At 66.7% G+C, this 21,597-nt stretch carries 18 protein-coding genes, 1 pseudogene and 1 riboswitch; of the genes and pseudogenes, 7 read left to right on the top strand and 12 right to left on the bottom strand.

The window, feature by feature from the left end:
- The first annotated feature begins 135 nt into the window (after positions 1-135).
- Positions 136-1,311, top strand: a complete 1,176-nt coding sequence (locus tag F3I62_RS12660; protein WP_160489990.1) for an acetyl-CoA C-acyltransferase — start codon at positions 136-138, stop codon at positions 1,309-1,311.
- Positions 1,312-1,365: 54 nt separating this feature from the next.
- On the opposite strand, the gene F3I62_RS12655 is transcribed toward F3I62_RS12660, so the two are convergent.
- Positions 1,366-1,995 carry a LysE family transporter gene (locus F3I62_RS12655; RefSeq protein WP_160489989.1) on the bottom strand — a complete coding sequence of 210 codons (630 nt, stop codon included), beginning with the start codon at positions 1,993-1,995 and terminating at the stop codon, positions 1,366-1,368.
- 80 nt (positions 1,996-2,075) lie between these two features.
- On the opposite strand from F3I62_RS12655, the gene F3I62_RS12650 reads away from it, so the two are divergent.
- The 4 genes from F3I62_RS12650 (at position 2,076) to F3I62_RS12635 (ending at position 5,462) form a co-directional block, all read left to right on the top strand.
- A complete protein-coding gene (locus F3I62_RS12650; protein ID WP_160489988.1) occupies positions 2,076-3,038 on the top strand; it encodes a 2-hydroxyacid dehydrogenase in 963 nt (320 codons plus the stop codon).
- Between the two features lie 35 nt (positions 3,039-3,073).
- Entirely contained in the window at positions 3,074-4,072 is a 999-nt protein-coding gene (locus tag F3I62_RS12645) for a class I SAM-dependent methyltransferase (RefSeq protein ID WP_160489987.1), read from the top strand.
- 49 nt (positions 4,073-4,121) lie between these two features.
- Positions 4,122-4,281: riboswitch (yybP-ykoY riboswitch) on the top strand.
- A 49-nt stretch (positions 4,282-4,330) separates the two neighbouring features.
- On the top strand, positions 4,331-4,912 hold the full coding sequence (locus F3I62_RS12640; protein WP_178122515.1) for a TMEM165/GDT1 family protein: 582 nt from the start codon (positions 4,331-4,333) through the stop codon (positions 4,910-4,912).
- A 106-nt stretch (positions 4,913-5,018) separates the two neighbouring features.
- The gene (locus F3I62_RS12635) at positions 5,019-5,462 is read left to right on the top strand and encodes an ester cyclase (RefSeq protein ID WP_160489985.1); all 444 of its coding nucleotides are present in this window, start codon (positions 5,019-5,021) and stop codon (positions 5,460-5,462) included.
- A 51-nt stretch (positions 5,463-5,513) separates the two neighbouring features.
- Here the strand turns inward: F3I62_RS12635 and F3I62_RS12630 are convergent, their stop codons facing one another.
- Entirely contained in the window at positions 5,514-6,335 is an 822-nt protein-coding gene (locus F3I62_RS12630; protein WP_160489984.1) for a M48 family metallopeptidase, read from the bottom strand.
- 179 nt (positions 6,336-6,514) lie between these two features.
- Between F3I62_RS12630 and F3I62_RS20555 the strand changes: the two are divergent.
- A pseudogene (locus tag F3I62_RS20555) lies at positions 6,515-7,795 on the top strand (HAMP domain-containing protein); the annotation flags it as partial.
- Positions 7,796-7,810: 15 nt separating this feature from the next.
- Positions 7,811-8,653, top strand: a complete 843-nt coding sequence (locus tag F3I62_RS20550; RefSeq protein ID WP_372240126.1) for a methyl-accepting chemotaxis protein — start codon at positions 7,811-7,813, stop codon at positions 8,651-8,653.
- Between the two features lie 65 nt (positions 8,654-8,718).
- Here F3I62_RS20550 and ispD read toward each other — a convergent pair whose 3' ends face one another.
- From ispD to lpxB, 10 genes are all read right to left on the bottom strand, one after another.
- Entirely contained in the window at positions 8,719-9,429 is a 711-nt protein-coding gene (ispD, locus tag F3I62_RS12620; protein ID WP_160489982.1) for a 2-C-methyl-D-erythritol 4-phosphate cytidylyltransferase, read from the bottom strand.
- The gene (gene ftsB / locus F3I62_RS12615) at positions 9,426-9,707 is read right to left on the bottom strand and encodes a cell division protein FtsB (RefSeq protein WP_160489981.1); all 282 of its coding nucleotides are present in this window, start codon (positions 9,705-9,707) and stop codon (positions 9,426-9,428) included. Before ftsB ends, ispD begins: the two co-directional genes overlap by 4 nt.
- A gap of 57 nt (positions 9,708-9,764) precedes the next feature.
- Complete coding sequence (gene eno / locus F3I62_RS12610) at positions 9,765-11,054, bottom strand: phosphopyruvate hydratase (RefSeq protein WP_160489980.1); 1,290 nt, start codon at positions 11,052-11,054, stop codon at positions 9,765-9,767.
- A 45-nt stretch (positions 11,055-11,099) separates the two neighbouring features.
- Positions 11,100-11,945 carry a 3-deoxy-8-phosphooctulonate synthase gene (gene kdsA, locus F3I62_RS12605; protein WP_160489979.1) on the bottom strand — a complete coding sequence of 282 codons (846 nt, stop codon included), beginning with the start codon at positions 11,943-11,945 and terminating at the stop codon, positions 11,100-11,102.
- Between the two features lie 4 nt (positions 11,946-11,949).
- Positions 11,950-13,581: a CTP synthase gene (locus tag F3I62_RS12600; protein WP_160489978.1), complete on the bottom strand. Its 1,632-nt coding sequence runs from the start codon at positions 13,579-13,581 to the stop codon at positions 11,950-11,952.
- A 160-nt stretch (positions 13,582-13,741) separates the two neighbouring features.
- A complete protein-coding gene (gene tilS, locus F3I62_RS12595; RefSeq protein ID WP_178122514.1) occupies positions 13,742-15,058 on the bottom strand; it encodes a tRNA lysidine(34) synthetase TilS in 1,317 nt (438 codons plus the stop codon).
- Between the two features lie 60 nt (positions 15,059-15,118).
- Positions 15,119-16,069, bottom strand: a complete 951-nt coding sequence (gene accA / locus F3I62_RS12590) for an acetyl-CoA carboxylase carboxyl transferase subunit alpha (RefSeq protein ID WP_160489977.1) — start codon at positions 16,067-16,069, stop codon at positions 15,119-15,121.
- 115 nt (positions 16,070-16,184) lie between these two features.
- Entirely contained in the window at positions 16,185-19,703 is a 3,519-nt protein-coding gene (dnaE, locus tag F3I62_RS12585; protein ID WP_160489976.1) for a DNA polymerase III subunit alpha, read from the bottom strand.
- A gap of 163 nt (positions 19,704-19,866) precedes the next feature.
- Positions 19,867-20,463 (bottom strand): ribonuclease HII, encoded by a 597-nt coding sequence (gene rnhB, locus F3I62_RS12580; RefSeq protein ID WP_160489975.1) that lies wholly within the window; start codon positions 20,461-20,463, stop codon positions 19,867-19,869.
- Complete coding sequence (gene lpxB, locus F3I62_RS12575; RefSeq protein WP_160489974.1) at positions 20,463-21,596, bottom strand: lipid-A-disaccharide synthase; 1,134 nt, start codon at positions 21,594-21,596, stop codon at positions 20,463-20,465. The genes rnhB and lpxB overlap by 1 nt, the downstream gene beginning before the upstream one ends.
- Position 21,597: the final 1 nt, after the last annotated feature.

Here is a 21,597-nt window from a genome sequence, read left to right as displayed (position 1 = left end):
AATCTAGAGCGGCGCAGGCAGTGCATTAATCAGCCCAAAGAATGATTTTCCTCGTGACTCTTTGGCCTCTTTTGGTCACGGAGTAGAATCACCTCACCTGGCCGTACTTGGCTTCACCAGCAAGAGGTAATACCGATGTCCGATATCGTCATCGTCAGTGGCGCCCGCACCCCGATGGGCGGCTTCCAAGGCAGCCTGTCCAGCGTTCCCGCCGTGGAGCTGGGCGCCATCGCCATTCGCGAAGCCGTGGCCCGCGCCGGCATCCAGCCGGCCGACGTGCAGGAAGTGATCATGGGCTGCGTGCTGCCCGCCGGCCTCAAGCAGGGCCCGGCGCGCCAGGCTTCGCTGAATGCCGGTCTGCCGGCCGCCACCGGCTGCACCACCATCAACAAGCTGTGCGGCTCCGGCATGAAGGCCGTGATGCTGGCCCACGACCTGCTCAAGGCCGGAACCAACAGCGTGATGGTCGCCGGCGGCATGGAAAGCATGTCCAACGCCCCCTACATCCTCGAGAAGGCCCGTAGCGGTCTGCGCATGGGCCATGGCGAGATCAAGGACCACATGTTCCTCGACGGCCTGGAAGACGCCCGCACCGGCCGCCTGATGGGTTCCTTCGCCCAGGAAACCGCCGACCAGTACGGCATCACCCGTGAACAGATGGATGCCTACGCCATCGAGTCGCTGCAACGCGCCCAGGCGGCGATCAAGGACGGCGCCCTGGTCAGCGAAATCGTCCCGGTCAGCGTGACCAGCCGCAAGGGCGAGGTCGTGGTCAAGGACGACGAGCAGCCGCTCAACGCCAACCTGGACAAGATCCCCGACCTCAAGCCGGCGTTCCGCAAGGACGGCAGCATCACCGCCGCCAACGCCAGCTCGATCTCCGACGGCGCCAGCGCCCTGGTCCTGATGACCGCCGAGGAAGCGGCCAAGCGCGGCCACAAGCCGCTGGCCAGGATCGTTGCCCACGCCACCCAGAGCCAGGACCCGAGCGAATTCACCATCGCCCCGATCGGCGCCATGACCAACCTGTTCAAGAAGACCGGCTGGAGCAAGGACGACGTCGACCTGTACGAGATCAACGAAGCCTTCGCCATGGTCACCATGCTGGCCATGCGCGAACACGGCCTGGACCACGCCAAGGTCAACGTCTACGGCGGCGCCTGCGCCCAGGGCCACCCAGTCGGCTCCACCGGCTCGCGCCTGATCGTCACCCTGATCAACGCCCTGCAGAAGAAGGGCGGCAAGCGCGGCGTGGCCTCGCTGTGCATCGGCGGCGGCGAAGCCACCGCGATCGCCATCGAACTGCTGTAACACCAGCAGTAACGAAAAGCCCCGCCTAGGCGGGGCTTTTTTCTGGGCGCCGAATCAACGCAGTTCGGTAAACGCCAGCTTCACGCCCAGGCCCACCAGCACCGCACCCATCAGCCGGTCGAACCAGTGGCCCAGGCGCGCGAAGCCGGCGCGCACGCGTGCCTGGCTGAACAGCATCGCCACCAGGCAGAACCACAGCGCCGTCGCGGCTGCCAGGTAGAGTCCGTAACCGGCCTGCACCGACAGCGGCGTGTGCGGGTTGATCACCACGGTGAACAGCGAGAGGAAGAACAGCGTGGCCTTGGGGTTCAGGCCGTTGGTGATGAACCCGGTCATGAAGGCCGAACGCGGCGAGCGCTCGCCAGCCGCGCCCAACGCCTCCAGCGCTCCCGGGGCCGCCGGGCGCGCACGCAGGGCCTTGATGCCGATATAGAACAGGTAGGCCGCGGCCAGCCACTTCAGTGCGTTGAACAGCACGATCGACTGCGACACGATCAGTCCGATGCCCAGCAGCGAGTAGCCGACATGCACGAAGATCCCCGTGCCGACGCCCAGCGCCGTCCAGGTGCCGGCACGCCGGCCATGGGCCACGCTCTCGCGCACCACGATGGCGAAATCCGGCCCCGGGCTGGCCACGGCCAGCAGATGGATCAAGGCCACGGTGAGAAACTCCGCCCAGTACATGAAACCTCCGAATAGTGGGAAAGACCGCGTCAGACTGGCAACCTTACGCCAATCCCCCTTGCCGACGACAGGTACAGCTGATGCACAACAGCCACGCAGTCTTTCTCGACCACCGTTCGCTCGACCTCGGCGACCTCGACCTGACGCCCCTGCGCCAGGCCTTCGCCAGCCTGACCCTGCATGACGGCAGCACCCCGCAGCAGGTAGTGGAACGCCTGCAGGGCGCCCAGGTGGTGATCAGCAACAAGGTTCGCCTGGACGCCCAGACCCTCGCCGCCTGCCCGCAACTCAAGCTGATCCTGATCGCCGCCACCGGCACCAACAATGTCGACCTGGACGCGGCGCGCCGGCTGGGCATCCGCGCGTGCAACTGCCAGGGCTACGGCACGCCCTCGGTCGCCCAGCACTGCCTGATGCTGCTGCTCGCCCTGGCCACCCGCCTGCCGGACTACCAGGCCGCCGTGCGCGACGGCGCCTGGCAGCACGCCAGCCAGTTCTGCCTGCTGGACTTTCCGATCATCGAGCTGCAGGGCAAGACCCTCGGCCTGCTCGGCCATGGCGAACTGGGCGGCGCAGTGGCCCGTCTGGCCGAGGCCTTCGGCATGCGCGTGCTGCTCGGCGCCCTGCCCGGCCGCCCGGCCCGCGCCGATCGCCTGGCGCTGGCCGAACTGCTGCCGCAGGTGGATGCCCTGAGCCTGCACTGCCCGCTCACCGAGCACACGCGCAACCTGATCGGCGCCGCCGAGCTGGCCCTGATGAAACCCCAGGCGCTACTGATCAATACCGCCCGCGGCGGCCTGGTCGACGAGCAGGCGCTGGCCGATGCCCTGCGCGCCGGCCACCTGGGCGGCGCGGCCTGCGACGTGCTCAGCGAGGAGCCGCCGCGCCACGGCAACCCGTTGCTGGCGGCGGACATCCCGCGCCTGATCGTCACCCCGCACAACGCCTGGGGCAGCCGCGAGGCGCGCCAGCGCATCGTCGGCCAGCTGGCGGAGAATGCCCAGGCCTTCTTCGCCGGTGCAGCGCGGCGAGTGGTCGGCTAAGCTACGCGCCCTTTTTCCCGAGCGGAGAGCCGCCCATGGACCCACGAAGCGAAGTATTGCTGCGCCAGGCGGAGCTGTTCCAAGGCCCGCTGCTGCTCGCCGGGCTGCCGGCCGACGACCTGCTCGACCGGTTGCCGAACGCCCGCGGCTGGAGCTGGCACGCCGGCGAACAGGCCCTGCTGCAGGCCCGTTTCGCCGGGCGCTGCCAGTTCGGCACCGGCACACCGGAGGGCGACTTCGGCGCGGCCGTGCTGTTCCTGCCCAAGTCGCGCGAGCTGACCGACTACCTGCTGCAGGCCCTGGCCGCCCGCCTGGACGGCCGCGAGCTGTTCCTGGTCGGCGAGAAACGCGCCGGCATCGAACGGGCGGCCAAGCAGCTGGCGGCCTATGGCCATGCGCGCAAGCTGGACAGCGCCCGCCACTGCCAGCTGTGGCAGGTCAGCGTGACCCGGGCGCCGGCCAGCCCCGACCTGGAAGGCCTGGCCCGGCACTACCAGCTGCAACTCAGCGACGGCCCGCTGCAGGTGGTCAGCCTGCCCGGCGTGTTCAGCCATGGCCGCCTGGATCGCGGTACCGCCCTGCTGCTAGAACAGCTCGGCGAGCTGCCGGCCGGCCACCTGCTCGACTTCGGCTGCGGCGCCGGCGTGCTCGGCGCCACGCTCAAGCGCCGCTACCCGCACAGCCAGGTCAGCCTGCTGGACGTGGACGCCTTCGCCGTCGCCAGCAGCCGCCTGACCCTGGCCGCCAACGGCCTGCAGGCCGAGGTCATCGCCGGCGACGGCATCGATGCGGCGCCCTGCGAGCTGGCCGCCATCCTCAGCAACCCGCCGTTCCACCAGGGCGTGCATACCAGCTACCAGGCCACCGAGCAGCTGCTGCGCCAGGCCGCCCAGCACCTGCAACCGGGCGGCGAGCTGCGCCTGGTGGCCAACAGCTTCCTCAAATACCCGCCGCTGATCGAGCAGCACCTGGGCGCCTGCCAGACGCTCAAGGATGCCGAGGGCTTCCGCATCTACCGCGCCCGGCGGCGCTAGGCGACTCCGACGCCCGGGCTTGCCCTGGCCGGTGCGGTTCGGCACAATGCCGCCCGTCCTAGGGGAGTAGTCTCCCGTGAGCGCCCGCTCACCCGGCATGCGTCAACACACTTGCTCCACAGAGCATGGCGCATGCGACCTCCGGCCTGCAGCAGGCCTGGGTTTGACAAGACCTATGACACGCACACCTTACCCGGGGCGGGGAGGTCGTACGTGTCATAGCTAACCGTCGAACCCGCCCCTTAGGAATGCCTGATGCTGGAATCCCTGTTCGTCTCCACTGGAATCGTTGCCCTGGCCGAAATCGGCGACAAGACGCAGCTGCTCGCGCTGGTCCTGGCCGCACGTTTCCGCCGGCCCTGGCCGATCATCTGGGGCATCGTCATCGCCACCCTGGCCAACCATTTCGTCGCCGGCGCGGTGGGCCACTGGGTCGCCGGGCTGTTCTCGCCGACCACCCTGAGCTGGATCCTCGCCGCCTGCTTCGCCGCAGTGGCCGTGTGGACCCTGATTCCGGACAAGCTGGACGACGACGAAACCTCTGCCCTCAAGCGCTACGGCCCGTTCCTCACCACGCTGATCGCCTTCTTCATCGCCGAAATGGGCGACAAGACGCAGATCGCCACCGTGATGCTGGCCGCCCAGTACCAGCACCTGTTCATGGTGGTCGCCGGCACCACGCTGGGCATGCTGCTGGCCAACGTGCCGGTGGTCCTGGCCGGGCATTTCGCTGCCGATCGTCTGCCGCTGACGCTCATTCATCGCCTCGCCGCCACCTGCTTCCTGGCCCTGGCGATCTACGCAGCCTGTCAAGCACTGGGCCTGGTCGGCGGTCTCTGAGAAAAAGCCGCACCGGTAGCCGCCGGCAGGGCCAGTCATCGCCCCGAATCAGGCTGGTAAACTGTGCAAGGAGTTGCACAGTCCCCGCCTGACTGAGGAGCAGTACATGTCACTGGAAGAGATGAAGAAGCGCGTGCGCCAGCACATCGACCTGTCATGGAACAAGGGTCGGCTGGCCTTGGCCGAGCAACTGCACAGCCCGGACTTTCTCTACAAGAGTTCGTTCATCGGCCGGCCGCTGGACAGCGCGGCCTATGTGCAGATGGTGCAGGACATCCGCAGCGCCATGCCGGACCTGGAGGTCGTGCTCGAGGAATGCATCGCCGAAGGCAACAAGGTGGTGACCTGGAGCACCCTGATCGGCACCATCCAGAAGCCCGCCCTGGGCTATCCGCCGAGCGACAAGGTGATGAGCATCTCGGCCATGGCCTTCTGGTGCCTGACCTCGACCGGCGATATCCGCGAGATCTGCACCATGTTCGACATGGAAAGCTTCCGCTCCCAGCTCGGCCTGCAGACCCAGCCGTTCACCGAAAAAGCCCTGCCCTGAGCCTGCGACCCGCTCCTGACGACAGCGGCGCCCGGAGGCGCCGCGGTGCTGTTACTGCCGGCCCCTGGCCTGCTGGTACAGCGGCATGACCTTGGGAATCGCCGCCTGCAAGGCCGTAATGCGGCTGCCGGAGGACGGGTGGGTGCTCATGAACTCCGGCGGCGCGCCGCCACCGGCACTGCTCATCTTCTGCCACAGACTGATCGCCGCATTCGGGTCGAAGCCGGCGCGCGCCGCCAGCTCCAGGCCGATGATATCCGCCTCGTTCTCGTTGCCGCGGCTGTTGGGCAGGGTCATGCCGTACTCCACCGCGGCATCGGCCAGGACCATGCTGTTGGAACCCAGCCCCAGCAAGGCACCGGCGCCCTGCTTGGCCAGCTCGATGCCGTAGGCCTTGGACATCGCCTCGCGGCTGTGCTCGCGCAGGGCGTGGGCGATCTCGTGGCCCAGGACCGCGGCGATCTCGTCATCGGACAGCCGCAGCTTCTCGATCAGGCCGCTGTAGAAGATGATCTTGCCGCCGGGGCCGCAGTTGGCGTTCAGCTCCGGGCTGTCGATCAGGTTGACCTCCCACTGCCACTGCGCCGCATCGGCGCGGAAGATCGGCGCCTGGCGGATCAGGCGGCCGGCAATCGCCTGCAGGCGCCGGGCGTTCTGGCTGCTCTTGTCGAGCACGCCCTTGCTCGAGGCCTCGCCCAGGGTTTGCTGGTAGGACTGCGCATACATCTGGTTGACCTGCTGGGTCGACAGCATGCTGAACATGTACTGCTTGCGCTCGACACCCACGGCACCGCCGCTGGTGGTGCTGACTGCCTGACAGGCTGCGAGCAATCCGCAAACAGCCACTCCAGCCAGGCGCAATGGGGTATTCATGGTGTTCCTCCGTCATTACAGGTGGGGCATGCTAGGTCGGCCTCGGCCCAAGAACAACCAGCGCCGCTTGCACTATGACCCTCGGCGATCTTTGCTAGTTGCATGGCCGCGCTAATGCTTTAACCCAAGACGGCCGATAAGCCAGGGACAGGTTACAACTCGACCGTTGTGGAGTCCCCATGCGCTTCAAGTCCATCCAGTTTTCCGTGGTCGTGCTGGCCGGTGCCAGCGTGCTCGCCGTCGTCATCGCCCTGGTGCTGTACGCCCTGTTCGCCGGCTCGCGCACTCAGGAACTGGTGCATGAACGCACCCGGGTATTGCTCGAACAGGTGATCGACCAGCGCCTGATCGCCCTGGCGCAGGCCCAGGTCGGCAGCCTGCAACAACAGTTCGAAGCGCCGATGAACCTGTCCAAGTCCCTGGCCACCCTCAACAGCCAGATGGGCGCCAGCGCCGACGGCACACCCGCCGTCAGCCTGAGCCGGGAAGAGCTGTCCGCCCTGGTCGGCGTCTACCTGGGCGAGCACCCCGAGCTGATCGACCTGTACATCGGCTGGGAGCCCGACGCCTTCGACCAGGACGACGACCTGTACGCCGGGCAGAAGGACAGCGGCTACGATGAGAGCGGCCGCTTCATGCCCTGGTGGTACCGCGACGGCAACGCCCTGAAGCTGGAGCCGCTGACCGTCGGCCTGATGGAAAGCGAGAAGATGCTGCCCACCGGGGTGCGCGAAGGCGAATACTACCTGTGCCCGAAAACCAGCAAGCAGCCCTGCGTGGTCGACCCGGCCGCCTACGATTTCGGCGGCAAGCAGGTGCTGGTCGCCTCCTTCAACGCCCCCATCCTGGTCGACGGCCAGTTCAAGGGCGCGGTGGGCAACGACCTGGCCCTGGACTTCATCCAGGGCCTGCTCGGCCAGGCCAAGAATGGGCTCTACCAGGGCGCCGGGGAGCTGGCGCTGATCGCCGCCAACGGCACCCTGATCGCCGCGACCAAGGATGCCGGCCTGATCGGCCAGCCCGCCAGCAAGGCCCTGCAGGGCGAGTTGCTGGACAAGCTCAAGCAGAGCAGCGACGAACAGCCGATCCTCCACCTCGACGACGACCAGCAGCAGTTCCAGCTGCTGCTGCCATTCAAGGTGGCCGGCACCAGCACGCGCTGGACACTGGCCATCGAGCTGCCGACCGCGGCGGTATTCGCCGACCTGCAGAAGCTGCAGGCCGGCCTGGCCGAGCAGGCTCGGGAAGACACCCTGGGCATGACCCTGGTCGGCCTGCTGGTCGCCGGCCTCGGCCTGCTGGTGATCTGGTTCGTCGGCTACGGCATCGCCCACCCGCTGCGGCAGATGGTCGGCATGCTCGACGATATCGCCAAGGGGGACGGCGACCTGACCAAGCGCCTGCAGGTGGACCGCGCCGACGAGCTGGGGCAGATCGCCAAGGGCTTCAACACCTTCCTCGACAAGCTGCAGCACATGATCCGCGACGTGGTCACCTCGGTGCAGCAGGTCAGCGACTCGTCCGAACACACCGCCGATATCGCCATCCGCACCAACCAGGGCGTGCAGCGGCAGATGGCCGAGATCGACCAGGTCGCCACCGCCGTGCACGAGATGACCGCCACCGCCCAGGATGTGGCGCGCAACGCCACCCAGGCCGCCGAAGCCGCCAACCACGCCGACCGCTCGGCCAACGACGGCAAGCACATCGTGCAGAAGACCTCCAGCGCGATTGCCTCGCTGGCCACCGAGATCAGCCGCGCAACAGGCGTGGTGCAGACCCTGGCCAAGGACAGCGAGAACATCAACGCCATCCTGGTGGCCATCCGCGGCATCGCCGAACAGACCAACCTGCTCGCCCTCAACGCCGCCATCGAAGCGGCCCGGGCCGGCGAGCAGGGCCGCGGCTTTGCCGTGGTCGCCGACGAGGTGCGCAACCTGGCGCAGAAGACCCAGCAGGCCACCGAAGAAATCCAGGCGATGATCCAGCAGCTGCAGCACGGCACCCGCGAAGTGGTCAGCGTCATGGAGCAGAGCCAGGCGCGCACCGACGACAGCGTGCAGCAGGCCGCCGCCGCCGCCCAGGCGCTGGAATCGATCACCCAGGCGGTGTCGGTGATCAACGACATGAACACCCAGATCGCCAGCGCCGCCGAGGAGCAGAGCGCAGTGGCCGAGGACATCAACCGCAACGTCACCAACATCGGCCAGGTGGCCGGGGAAGTGGCCGGCGGCGCCGACGAGGCCAGCCAGGCCAGCGCCGAGCTGACCAAGCTGGCCGAGCAGCAGCGCCGGCTGATCAATCAGTTCCGCGTGTAAGCGAGGCGATGGGCGGGGCGCCCTGCCCTGCCGTCAACATTGGGGCCTAGCGCGCGGGATCGCTCTCAGGCCTTGTGCGCCCAGCGCTGGCGCAGCCAGTCCAGGTCTTCCGGGCGGGTGATCTTCAGATTGTCCGCGCGCCCCTCGATCAGGCGCGGCGCCAGGCCGGCCCACTCCATGGCCGAGGCCTCGTCGGTCACCGCCACGCCGGCGACCAGGGCATCGGCCAGGGCGCGGTGCAGGGCGGCGAAATGGAACATCTGCGGGGTGAAGGCCTGCCAGATCACGCGGCGATCGACCGTCTCCTGCACCCGGCCATCCGCTCCGGCGCGCTTGAGGGTATCGCGGGCCGGCACCGCCAGCAGGCCGCCGACCGGGTCGTCGGCCAGTTCGGCCAGCAGCAGGTCGAGGTCGGCACGCGCCAGGTTGGGCCGCGCCGCATCGTGCACCAGCACCCAGTCGCCCTCCTGCGCGCCCAGTTCGAGCAGCTGCAGCAGGCCATTGAGTACCGAGTCGGCCCGTTCGGCGCCGCCCGCGACCCGCTGGATGCGCGGATCAAGGGCGCCCGGCAGTGCCGGCCAATAGGGATCGTCCGCCGCCAGGCAGAGCACCAGGCCCTTGAGCTGCGGATGATCGAGAAAACAATCGAGGGTGTGTTCGAGAATGCTCCGCCCGGCCAGCTGCAGGTACTGCTTGGGACGGTCGGCGCGCATGCGCGAGCCGATGCCGGCGGCGGGTATCACCACCCAGAACGGCGGCAGGGTCGCGGTGCTCATTCGGCCAGCTGATAGAGGGTCTCGCCCTCTTTGACCATGCCCAGCTCGTGGCGCGCGCGTTCCTCGACGGTCTCGGTGCCCTGCTTGAGCTCCATGACCTCGGCTTCGAGAATGCGATTGCGCTCCAGCAGGCGCTCGTTCTCGCCTTTCTGATCGGCGATCTGGCGCTTCAGCTCGGCCACCTGGGCCAGGCTGCCATCGCCCACCCACAGGCGATACTGCAGGCCGGAAAGCACCAGCAGCAGAGCGAGGAACAACCAGTAGGGAGCTTTAGCCATCGAACTCAGCATCCATAAGCAAAGGGCAGCTTGCGCTGCCCTTTTACCATTCCCGGCTTAGCCGCGGAACTCGGCACGACCCTTGTACGGGGCTTTACCACCCAACTGCTCTTCGATGCGCAGCAGCTGGTTGTACTTGGACACGCGATCGGAACGGCACAGGGAGCCGGTCTTGATCTGGCCGGCGGCAGTGCCTACGGCCAGGTCGGCGATGGTGCTGTCCTCGGTTTCACCGGAACGGTGCGAGATCACCGCGGTGTAGCCGGCGGCCTTGGCCATCTGGATGGCTTCCAGGGTCTCGGTCAGCGAGCCGATCTGGTTGAACTTGATCAGGATCGAGTTGCCGATCTTCTCGTCGATGCCGCGCTTGAGAATTTTGGTATTCGTTACAAACAAGTCGTCACCGACCAATTGCACCTTTTCACCAATTTTATCGGTCAGCACTTTCCAGCCAGCCCAGTCGGACTCGTCCATGCCGTCTTCGATGGAGATGATCGGGTAGCGCTGGGTCAGGCCGGCCAGGTAGTCGGCGAAACCTTCGGCGCTGAATACCTTGCCTTCGCCAGCCAGGTCGTACTGGCCGTCTTCGAAGAACTCGGAGGAAGCACAGTCCAGGGCCAGGGTCACGTCGCTGCCCAGCTTGTAGCCCGCGTTGGCCACGGCTTCGGCGATGGCGGCCAGGGCGTCTTCGTTGGAGGCCAGGTTCGGCGCGAAGCCGCCTTCGTCACCGACCGAGGTGCTCAGGCCACGGGCCTTGAGCACGGCTTTCAGGTGATGGAAGATCTCGGTGCCCATGCGCAGCGCGTCGGAGAAGGTCTTGGCGCCAACCGGCTGGACCATGAACTCCTGGATGTCGACGTTGTTGTCGGCATGTTCGCCGCCGTTGATGATGTTCATCATCGGCACCGGCATCGAGTAGACGCCCGGGGTGCCGTTGAGGTCGGCGATGTGCGCGTACAGCGGCACGCCCTTGGCCTGCGCGGCAGCCTTGGCGGCGGCCAGGGACACGGCGAGGATGGCGTTGGCGCCCAGCTTGCCTTTGTTCTCGGTGCCGTCCAGATCGATCATGGCCAGGTCGAGGGCTTTCTGCTCGCGGGCGTCTTTGCCCAGCAGCAGGTCACGGATCGGGCCGTTGATGTTGGCCACGGCCTTCAGCACGCCCTTGCCCAGGTAACGGCTCTTGTCGCCATCACGCAGTTCCAGCGCTTCGCGCGAACCGGTGGAAGCACCGGACGGCGCGCAGGCGCTGCCGATGATGCCGTTGTCGAGGATTACATCGGCTTCTACGGTGGGGTTGCCACGGGAGTCGAGAACCTCACGGCCCTTGATGTCGACGATTTTTGCCATTCTTGTTAGCTCCAACAGTTGAAAGATGCGATCCGCAAGCGAGGCTTAAGCCGTCTGAATCGGTGCAAAACTCTTGACCAGATCATCCAGCTGCTTGAGCTGGGTGAGGAAGGGTTCCAGCTTGTCCAGGCGCAGGGCGCAAGGGCCGTCGCACTTGGCGTTGTCCGGGTCCGGGTGGGCCTCAAGGAACAGCCCGGCCAGGCCCTGGCTCATGCCGGCCTTGGCCAGGTCGGTGACCTGGGCGCGGCGGCCGCCGGCGGAGTCGGCACGCCCGCCCGGCATCTGCAGGGCGTGGGTGACGTCGAAGAATACCGGGTACTCGAACTGCTTCATGATGCCGAAGCCGAGCATGTCCACCACCAGGTTGTTGTAACCGAAGGAGGAGCCGCGCTCGCAGAGAATCAGCTGGTCGTTACCGGCCTCCTCGCACTTGGCCAGGATGTGTTTCATTTCCTGGGGGGCGAGGAACTGGGCCTTCTTGATGTTGATCACCGCGCCGGTCTTGGCCATGGCCACCACCAGGTCGGTCTGCCGCGAGAGGAAGGCCGGCAGCTGGATGATGTCGCACACCGCGGCCACCGGAGCGGCCTGGTAAGGCTCATGCACGTCGGTGATCACCGGCACGCCGAAGGTCTTCTTCACTTCCTCGAAGATCTTCATGCCCTCTTCCAGGCCCGGGCCGCGGAAGGAGGTGATCGAGGAGCGGTTGGCCTTGTCGAAGCTGGCCTTGAACACGTAGGGGATGCCGAGCTTCTCGGTGACCCGTACATATTCCTCGCAGGCCTTCATCGCCAGGTCGCGCGACTCCATGACGTTGATGCCGCCGAACAGCACGAACGGCTTGTCGTTGGCGATCTCGATGCCGCCAACCTTGATGATCTTCTGTGCCATGTCCTTATGCCTTCTTCGCTTTCTGGGCCAATGCCGCGTTGACGAAGCCGCTGAACAGCGGATGCCCGTCGCGCGGGGTGGAGGTGAACTCCGGGTGGAACTGGCAGGCGACGAACCACGGATGATCCGGCGCCTCGACCACTTCGACCAGGGCACCGTCACCAGAGCGGCCGGAGACTTTCAGGCCGGCGGCCTGCAGTTGCGGCAGCAGCTTGTTGTTGACCTCGTAGCGGTGGCGATGGCGCTCGACGATCACGTCCTGGCCGTAGCAGGCGCGCACCTGCGAGCCGGCTTCCAGCTGGCAATCCTGGGCGCCCAGGCGCATGGTGCCGCCGAGGTCGGAGTTCTCGCTGCGCTTTTCCACTTCGCCGGTGGCGTCTTCCCACTCGGTGATCAGGCCGACCACCGGATGCGCGCTGGCCTGGTCGAACTCGGTGGAGTTGGCGTCCTTCCAGCCCAGCACATTGCGGGCGAATTCGATCACCGCCACCTGCATGCCCAGGCAGATGCCCAGGTAGGGAATCTTGTTCTCGCGGGCGTACTGCACGGTGGTGATCTTGCCTTCCACGCCGCGCAGGCCGAAGCCGCCGGGCACCAGGATGGCATCGACGCCCTCGAGCAGGCCGGTGCCCTTGTTCTCGATGTCCTCGGAGTCGATGTAGCGCAGGTTGACCTTGGTGCGGTTCTGGATGCCGGCATGGCTCATCGCTTCGATCAGCGACTTGTAGGCATCCAGCAGCTCCATGTACTTGCCGACCATGGCGATGGTGACTTCCTTCTCCGGGTGCAGCTTGGCGTCGACCACGCGCTCCCATTCGGACAGGTCGGCACCCTCGCAGTTCAGGCCGAAGCGCTCCACGACGAAATCATCCAGACCCTGGGCATGCAGGATGCCGGGGATGCGGTAGATGGTGTCGGCGTCCGGCAGGCTGATCACCGCACGTTCTTCGACGTTGGTGAACAGGGCGATCTTGCGTCGCGAGGACAGGTCGATCTCGTGGTCGGAGCGGCAGACCAGCACATCCGGCTGCAGGCCGATGGAGCGCAGTTCCTTGACCGAATGCTGGGTCGGCTTGGTCTTGGTTTCGCCGGCGGTGGCGATGTACGGCACCAGGGTCAGGTGCATCAGCATCGCGCGCTTGGCGCCGACTTCCACGCGCAGCTGGCGGATCGCCTCGAGGAAGGGTTGCGACTCGATGTCGCCCACCGTACCGCCGACCTCCACCATCGCCACGTCGGCATCGCCGGCGCCCTTGATGATGCGCCGCTTGATCTCGTCGGTGATGTGCGGGATCACCTGGATGGTCGCGCCCAGGTAGTCGCCACGGCGCTCCTTGCGCAGCACGTCTTCGTAGACGCGGCCGGTGGTGAAGTTGTTGTTCTGGGTCATGCGAGTGCGGATGAAGCGCTCGTAGTGGCCCAGGTCCAGGTCAGTCTCGGCGCCGTCGTGGGTGACGAACACCTCACCGTGCTGGAACGGGCTCATGGTGCCCGGATCGACGTTGATGTAGGGGTCCAGCTTGAGCATCGTGACCTTCAGGCCCCGCGCCTCCAGGATGGCCGCCAGTGAAGCCGAAGCGATGCCTTTCCCCAATGAAGAAACAACACCACCCGTGACGAAGATGTAGCGCGTCATGAAAAATCCTAGAAGTCTGCGTTCAAGCGGTCAGCGCCGCCGGGGTGAAAGCGAGGTCGGCACACTCGGCCAACCTGAAATAAGCAAGCCACTGCGGGTTCCGAGGGAATCCGCAGAAAGCAGTAACAAGACGGGAGCGTAGTCTACCGGAAAGGCCCTTTCAGCTCAAACCTTGCGCGTTCGTCGGTGGCTGCCAGCACAAGCGCCAGTCGCCCAGCTGCGAACCATCGATTCCCGGCAGGTTGGCCACGGCCAGCAGCTCCTCGCCGCGATAGAGCAGCGGCAAACGGCCGCGGACAAACGCCGGTACGCCGCGCTCGTTGAGCAGCCGTTTGAGGTCGCGATGGCCGCGCCCGGGGAGCGCCAGCACTTCGCCGCCGACGCGATAGCGAATCTGCAACCCCTGCTGCGGCCCGCAGCCCTGCAGGCTGACCCAGCCATTGCCGGGCAACGCCAGGGGTTGAGCCGGCGCCGCCCAGCTCCCCGGCGCCAATGGCTGGCGCAGCCAGTCGCCAGCCAACCACCACAACCGTTCGTCGGCGCGCCTGAGTTCGCCGGCAGCCAGGCGCCAGATCGGTGCGGCAGCGCCAGCGGCATCACGCAAGGTGTCCCAGCCGGCCCAGTGGTCGCTGTCCGGCAAGGGCGTCAGGGGCGCCAGCCAGTGGCGCAGGGCATTGCGCTGGCGCGGCGGCGACAACTCGCGCAGCGGCGCCAGCCGCAACGCGGGCAGGTTCAGCCAGACGAACTCGCCCGCCCCCCGCGCAGGCGCCAAGTCGCCGACCGCCAGCTCATCCAGCAGCCCCTGCGACTCGCGCAGGTGGGCGGCGCTGCGCGCCAGATTCTGCTGCGCCTGCGGCCAGTGCCGCCGCAGTTGCGGCAGCACCTCGCGGCGGAGGAAGTTGCGCGCCAGGCGGCTATCCGCATTGGAGGGGTCCTCCACCCAGCGCAACCCCTGCTGCTCGGCATAGGCCTGCAGCTCGGCGCGCGACACGCCCAGCAGCGGCCGCAGCAGCTGGCCGCTGCCCAGCGCCCGCTGCGCCGGCATGCCGGCCAGACCGCGGACGCCCGCACCGCGCAACAGGCGGAAGAGCAGGGTCTCGGCCTGATCATCGCGGTGCTGGCCGGTGAGCAGCAGCTCGCCCACGCCCAGCTGGCGTTCGAACGCGGCATAGCGCGCCTCGCGGGCGGCCCGCTCGAGACTGGCCCCGGCCTCGACCTGGACGTATTCGATGTGCAGCGGCACATCCAGCTCTGCGCACAGCTGCCGGCAGTGCGCCGGCCAGGCATCGGCCGCCGCCTGCAGCCCATGATGGACGTGGATGGCGCCAAGCGCAGGCAGTGACTCGTGCGCACGCAGACGTACCAGCAGGTGCAGCAGCACGGTGGAGTCCAGGCCGCCGGACAGCGCCACCCGCCAGGCCGGTGCCGCCAGCCAGGGTTGCAGTGCTTCGCGCAGTCGGTTTTCGAGAGAGATCATCGGCCTAGCTTAAAACAACAACGGGCCCGAAGGCCCGTTGTGCATCCATTGCCGGATGGCTCAGGCGATGCCGTAGCTCATCAGGCGCTGGTAGCGACGCTCCAGCAGCTTGTCGGTATCCAGCTTCTGCAGGCCCTTGAGCTGCGACAGCAGCTCCTTGCGGATGCTCGCCGCCATGGCTTGCGGGTCGCGGTGGGCGCCGCCCAGCGGCTCGGCGATCACCTTGTCGACGATGCCCAGGCCCTTCAGGCGCTCGGCGGTGATGCCCATGGCCTCGGCCGCTTCCGGCGCCTTCTCGGAGGTCTTCCACAGGATCGAGGCGCAGCCTTCCGGCGAGATCACCGAATAGGTGGAGTACTGCAGCATGTTCAGCTGGTCGCAGACGCCGATGGCCAGCGCCCCGCCGGAACCGCCCTCGCCGATCACGGTGGCGATGATCGGGGTTTTCAGGCGCGCCATCACCCGCAGGTTCCAGGCGATGGCCTCGCTCTGGTTGCGTTCCTCGGCGTCGATGCCCGGGTAGGCGCCGGGCGTGTCGATGAAGGTGAGGATCGGCAGCTTGAAGCGCTCGGCCATCTCCATCAGGCGGCAGGCCTTGCGGTAGCCTTCCGGGCGCGGCATGCCGAAGTTGCGACGCACCTTCTCGCGCACCTCGCGACCCTTCTGGTGACCGATGATCATCACCGGCTGGTCGTCCAGGCGGGCAACACCGCCGACTATGGCCGCATCGTCGGAGAAGTGGCGATCGCCATGCAGCTCGTCGAACTCGCTGAAGATGTGCTCGATGTAGTCGAGGGTGTAGGGCCGGCGCGGATGGCGCGACAGCTTGGAAATCTGCCAGCTGCTGAGATTGCCGAAAATGCTTTCGGTCAGCGTGCTGCTCTTGTCCTGCAGACGGGAGATCTCGTCGCTGATGTTCAGCGCATTGTCGTTACCGACCAGGCGCAGCTCTTCGATCTTGGCTTGCAGGTCGGCGATCGGCTGTTCGAAATCGAGAAAGTTCGGGTTCATAGGCGTCCGTCTTGCGTCGGCGGCCGGGCGGCCGGGCTGGTTCCATCTGGCGCATTACCTTAAGGGATAAGGCGCCCAGGGTCGAGGCCGAGAAGGCAAGCCTGTGGCCTGCCGCTCAGCGGTATTGGAGGAAGACGTTGTCTTTGCCGAACTGGTCACGCAGGGTCTGGATCAGTCCATCGGCCGGGTCGATGCGCCACTGTTCGCCGAACTGCAGCAGGGCCTTGGCCTCGCTGCCACTGTAGTCCAGGGTCAGCGGACAGGCGCCACGGTACTTGCCGAGCAGCTCGCCCAGCCAGCGCAGGCGATCGCCTTGCAGCGCCTCGCGGCTCAGGCGCAGACGCAGGCTCTCGGCCAGGCCGGTGCGCGCCTCCTCCAGGCTCATCACCCGCTTGGCACGCAGGCGCAGGCCGCCGGAGAAGTCATCGTTGCTCACCTCGCCCTCGACCACCACCAGCGCATCGCTCTGCAGCAGCGCCTGGTTGCTGGCGAAGGCGTCGGCGAACAGCGAGGCCTCGATCCGCCCGGAGCGGTCGTCGAGGGTGATGAAGCCCATCTTGTCGCCCTTCTTGTTCTTCATCACCCGCAGGTTGACGATCAGGCCGGCGATGGTCTGGCTCTCGCGGGACGGGCGCAGGTCGATGATGCGCTGGCGGGCGAAACGGCGCACCTCGCCCTCGTATTCGTCGATCGGATGGCCGGTGAGGTACAGGCCGAGGGTGTCCTTCTCGCCTTTCAGGCGTTCCTTCAGCGACAGCTCGCGGGCGTTGCGGTGGTTGACGTAGACGTCCGCCTCGGGCTCGGAAAACAGCCCGCCGAACAGGTCGGCGTGGCCGCTGTCGTGGCTGCGCGCGGCCTGCTCGGCGGCCTGCACCGCCTCCTCCATGGCCGCCAGCAGTACCGCGCGGTTGCGGTCGATGCCGGCCTGGTAGGCCTTGAGTTCGTCATGGAAGTACGGTCCCAGGCGGTCCAGCGCGCCGCCACGGATCAGCGCTTCCAGGGTGCGCTTGTTGATGCGCTTGAGGTCGACCCGCGAGCAGAAGTCGAACAGGTCCTTGAACGGCCCGTCCTGGCGCGACTCGACGATGGCCTCCACCGGCCCCTCGCCCACGCCCTTGATCGCACCCAGGCCGTAGACGATGCGCCCGTCGTCGTCGACGGTGAACTTGAACTCGGAGTTGTTCACGTCCGGGGCGAGGATACGCAGCTTCATGCTGCGGCACTCCTCGATCAGGGTCACGACCTTCTCGGTGTTGTGCATATCCGCCGAGAGCACCGCGGCCATGAACGGCGACGGATGGTGCGCCTTGAGCCAGGCGGTCTGGTAGGAAACCAGGCCATAGGCGGCCGAGTGGGATTTGTTGAAACCGTAGCCGGCGAACTTTTCCACCAGGTCGAAGATGTTGCCCGCCAGGTCGGCATCGATGTTGTTGTTGGCACAACCCTCGATGAAGCCGCCGCGCTGCTTGGCCATCTCCTCGGGCTTCTTCTTGCCCATGGCGCGGCGCAGCATGTCCGCACCGCCGAGGGTGTAGCCGGCCATCACCTGGGCGATCTGCATCACCTGTTCCTGGTACAGGATGATGCCGTAGGTCGGTTTGAGCACCGGCTCCAGGCCGGCGTACTGGTAGTCCGGGTGCGGGTAGGACAGCTGCTCGCGGCCGTGCTTGCGGTTGATGAAGTCGTCCACCATGCCCGACTGCAGCGGGCCGGGGCGGAACAGCGCCACCAGGGCGATCATGTCTTCCAGGCAGTCCGGCTTGAGCTTCTTGATTAGCTCCTTCATGCCGCGCGACTCGAGCTGGAACACCGCGGTGGTCTCGGCCTTCTGCAGCATGTCGTAGGTTTTCTTGTCATCCAGCGGGATGAAGTCGATGTTGACGTCGGGCAGGCCCTTCTTCGCCTGCTCGCGGTTGATCGTCTCCATCGCCCACTTGATGATGGTCAGGGTGCGCAGGCCGAGGAAGTCGAACTTGACCAGGCCGGCCGCCTCCACGTCGTCCTTGTCGAACTGGGTGACCAGGCCGCCGCCCTCCTCATCGCAGGCGATGGGGGCGAAGTCGGTGAGCTTGGTCGGCGCGATCACCACGCCGCCGGCGTGCTTGCCGGTACCGCGGCAGATGCCCTCGAGCTTGAGCGACATCTCCCAGATTTCCGCCGCCTCCTCGTCGACCTTGAGGAAGTCGCGCAGCGGCTCCTCCATCTCGTAGGCCTTTTCCAGGGTCATGCCGACTTCGAAGGGGATCATCTTCGACAGGCGATCGGCCAGGCCGTAGGACTTGCCCTGCACCCGCGCCACGTCGCGCACCACCGCCTTGGCGGCCATGGTGCCGAAGGTGATGATCTGGCTCACCGCGTTACGGCCGTATTTCTCGGCCACGTAGTCGATCACCCGGTCGCGGCCGTCCATGCAGAAGTCGACGTCGAAGTCGGGCATGGAGACGCGTTCGGGGTTGAGGAAGCGCTCGAACAGCAAGTCGTAGGCCAGCGGGTCGAGGTCGGTGATCTTCTGCACGTAGGCCACCAGCGAACCCGCGCCCGAGCCCCGACCCGGGCCGACCGGCACGCCGTTGCTCTTGGCCCACTGGATGAAGTCCATGACGATCAGGAAGTAACCCGGGAAGCCCATCTGGATGATGATATCCAGCTCGAAATTCAGCCGGTCGATGTAGACCTGCTTCTTCGCCTCGTAGTCCGGGGTGTCCTTGGGCAGCAGGACCTGCAAGCGCTCCTCCAGGCCGTCGAAGGAGACCTTGCGGAAGTACTCGTCCATGGTCATGCCGGCCGGCACCGGGAAGTCGGGGAGGAAGTACTTGCCCAGCTGCACCTCGATGTTGCAGCGCTTGGCGATCTCCACGGTGTTGGCCAGCGCCTCGGGGATGTCGCTGAACAGCTCGGCCATTTCCTCCGGGGTCTTCAGGTACTGCTGGTCGGAATAGGTACGCGGCCGGCGCGGATCGTCCAAGGTGCGGCTTTCGCCGATGCACACGCGGGTCTCGTGGGCCTCGAAGTCGCCCTGCTTGAGGAAACGCACGTCATTGGTCGCCACCAGCGGTGCACCGCAGCGCTCGGCCAGGGCCACGGCGGCATGCACATGCTCCTCGTCGTTGATCCGGTTGCAGCGGTGCAGTTCGAGGTAGAAACGCTCGGGGAACACCGCCTGCCACTCGGCCAGCAACGCCTCGGCGCGGGCCTGCTCGCCGGCCAGCAGGGCATGACCGATCTCGCCATCACGGGCGCCGGACAGGGCGATCAGGCCCTCGGCCGCCTCCTTGACCCAGTCGCGCTGGATGATCACCAGGTCGTTGCTCTGCCCGTCGCTCCAGCCGCGGGAAACCAGCTCGGTGAGGTTGCGATAGCCCTTGGGGTTCATCGCCAGCAGGGTCATGCGGGTCAGCGGGCCGTCGTCCTCGGCGCTGGCCAGCCAGATGTCGGCACCACAGATCGGCTTGATCCCGGCGCCCATGGAGGCCTTGTAGAACTTCACCAGCGAGCACATGTTGCTCTGGTCGGTCACCGCCACCGCAGGCATGCCGGCAGCGGCCACCGCCTTGACCAAGGGTTTGACCCGCACCAGTCCATCGACCAGGGAAAACTCGGTGTGCAGACGCAGATGGACGAAGGTGGCGGTCATGACGATCCTGTACAGAACACAAAAACAATAAGGCCCGGATTGTACCGGGCCTCGACTCAAACAACAGCACGGCCCGGATCGGTGATCGAGGCGTAGGGTGGATGTCGTTCTTACATCCACCAAGGCGCCGCTCGGTGGATCGATGAAGCGTGATCCACCCTACCTACTCACCCAACACATTGCGCACCGGGGCGAAGGAGCGCCGGTGGATCGGCGTGGCACCCAGGCGCTTGAGCGCCTCCAGGTGCACCGGCGTGGGATAGCCCTTGTGCCCGGCGATGCCATAGCCCGGGTAGCGCACATCCAGCTCGGCCATCTCGCGGTCGCGGCTGACCTTGGCCAGGATCGAGGCGGCGGCGATCGCCGGCACCTGGCTGTCGCCCTTGACCACCGGCGCACTGGGCACCGCCAGCTTGGGGCAGCGGTTGCCGTCGATCAGCGCCAGGCGCGGCGTCACCTGCAGGCCTTCGACCGCGCGCTGCATGGCCAGCATGGTGGCATGCAGGATGTTCAGGCGGTCGATCTCCTCCACCTCGGCGCGGGCAATGCACCAGGCCAGGGCCTTCTCGCGAATCTCGTCGAACAGCTTCTCGCGGCGCGCCTCGCTGAGTTTCTTCGAGTCGTTGAGGCCGAGGATCGGCCGCAACGGGTCGAGAATCACCGCCGCGGTGACCACCGGGCCGCACAGCGGCCCGCGACCGACCTCGTCGACACCGGCGACCAGCTCCTCGACCAGGCTGAAATCCAGGCCCAGCTGCATCAGGCCTGCCCCGCCAGTTTGAGCACCGCATCGGCGGCCTGCTGCGAGGCATCCTGGCGCAATGCGCGATGAATCACATCGAAGCCTTGCGTCTGCTCCACACCATTGTCGAGCAGCGGCACCAGGGCCTGGGCCAGGGCATCGGGCGTGGCGGCATCCTGGATCAGTTCCGGCACCAGCATGCGCTCGGCCAGCAGGTTGGGCAGGGAGATGTACGGGCTTTTCACCAGGCGCCTGAGAATCCGGTAGGTCAGCGGCGCCACGCGGTAGGCCACCACCATCGGGCGCTTGTACAGCAGCGCTTCCAGGGTCGCCGTACCGGAGGCGATCAGCACCGTATCGCAGGCCGCCAGGGCCTCGTGGGACTGGCCATCGAGCAGCAGCAACGGCAGGTCGCGGCTGGCCAGCAGCGCCTCCAGCTGGGTCCGCCGCTCGGCGCTGGCGCAGGGCAGCACGAACTGCACGCCCGGACGCAGTGCGCGCAGGCGTTGCGCCGTATCGAGGAACAGCTCGCCCAGGCGCGCCACTTCCCCGCCACGACTGCCCGGCAACAGCGCCACCAGCGGCACCTCGGCCGGCACGCCCAGGGCTGCCCGAGCCGCCTGGCGATCGGCCTGCAAGGGAATGGTATTGGCCAACGGATGCCCGACGAAACGCACCGGAACCTGATGATCGAGGTAGAACTTGGCCTCGAAGGGAAACAGGGTCAGCATCAGGTCGCAGGCTTCGCGAATCTTCAGCACGCGCTTCTGCCGCCAGGCCCAGACCGACGGACTGACGTAGTGCACGGTCTTGATGCCGGCCTGACGCAGCCTGAGCTCGAGGGTCAGATTGAAATCCGGCGCATCGATGCCGATGAAGACATCGGGCCTGGCCTCGATCAGGGTATGGATCAGGCGCTTGCGCCGGGCCAGCAGCTCCGGCAAGCGGCCGAGCACCTCGACCAGCCCCATGACCGCCAGACGCTCCATGGGGAAGTAGGAGGCCAGGCCTTCGGCCTGCATGCGCGGGCCGCCGATACCGATGAATTCGACCTGAGGATGCCGCGCCTTGAGCGCCTGCATCAGGCCGGCGCCGAGGATGTCGCCGGAAGCCTCACCGGCGACCAGCGCTATGCGTAGGGGACGGGCCATG

It is taken from the genome of Pseudomonas sp. R-28-1W-6, from assembly GCF_009799925.1.
Lineage (GTDB): Bacteria > Pseudomonadota > Gammaproteobacteria > Pseudomonadales > Pseudomonadaceae > Aquipseudomonas.
The sequence above is the reverse complement of the archived record's forward strand: the minus strand, read 5'-3'. Positions and strand labels throughout refer to the sequence as shown.

Bases quoted from the DNA above. Each gene is read 5' to 3' on its own strand.
- F3I62_RS12650 (WP_160489988.1), top strand. From the start codon at position 2,076: ATGCACAACAGCCACGCAGTCTTTCTCGACCACCGTTCGCTCGACCTC.
- F3I62_RS20550 (WP_372240126.1), top strand. From the start codon at position 7,811: ATGATCCGCGACGTGGTCACCTCGGTGCAGCAGGTCAGCGACTCGTCC.
- F3I62_RS12635 (WP_160489985.1), top strand. From the start codon at position 5,019: ATGTCACTGGAAGAGATGAAGAAGCGCGTGCGCCAGCACATCGACCTG.
- F3I62_RS12660 (WP_160489990.1), top strand. From the start codon at position 136: ATGTCCGATATCGTCATCGTCAGTGGCGCCCGCACCCCGATGGGCGGC.
- lpxB (WP_160489974.1), bottom strand. From the start codon at position 21,596: ATGGCCCGTCCCCTACGCATAGCGCTGGTCGCCGGTGAGGCTTCCGGC.
- ftsB (WP_160489981.1), bottom strand. From the start codon at position 9,707: ATGGCTAAAGCTCCCTACTGGTTGTTCCTCGCTCTGCTGCTGGTGCTT.
- ispD (WP_160489982.1), bottom strand. From the start codon at position 9,429: ATGAGCACCGCGACCCTGCCGCCGTTCTGGGTGGTGATACCCGCCGCC.
- F3I62_RS12645 (WP_160489987.1), top strand. From the start codon at position 3,074: ATGGACCCACGAAGCGAAGTATTGCTGCGCCAGGCGGAGCTGTTCCAA.
- eno (WP_160489980.1), bottom strand. From the start codon at position 11,054: ATGGCAAAAATCGTCGACATCAAGGGCCGTGAGGTTCTCGACTCCCGT.
- F3I62_RS12600 (WP_160489978.1), bottom strand. From the start codon at position 13,581: ATGACGCGCTACATCTTCGTCACGGGTGGTGTTGTTTCTTCATTGGGG.
- F3I62_RS12655 (WP_160489989.1), bottom strand. From the start codon at position 1,995: ATGTACTGGGCGGAGTTTCTCACCGTGGCCTTGATCCATCTGCTGGCC.
- tilS (WP_178122514.1), bottom strand. From the start codon at position 15,058: ATGATCTCTCTCGAAAACCGACTGCGCGAAGCACTGCAACCCTGGCTG.
- rnhB (WP_160489975.1), bottom strand. From the start codon at position 20,463: ATGCAGCTGGGCCTGGATTTCAGCCTGGTCGAGGAGCTGGTCGCCGGT.
- F3I62_RS12630 (WP_160489984.1), bottom strand. From the start codon at position 6,335: ATGAATACCCCATTGCGCCTGGCTGGAGTGGCTGTTTGCGGATTGCTC.
- kdsA (WP_160489979.1), bottom strand. From the start codon at position 11,945: ATGGCACAGAAGATCATCAAGGTTGGCGGCATCGAGATCGCCAACGAC.
- dnaE (WP_160489976.1), bottom strand. From the start codon at position 19,703: ATGACCGCCACCTTCGTCCATCTGCGTCTGCACACCGAGTTTTCCCTG.
- accA (WP_160489977.1), bottom strand. From the start codon at position 16,069: ATGAACCCGAACTTTCTCGATTTCGAACAGCCGATCGCCGACCTGCAA.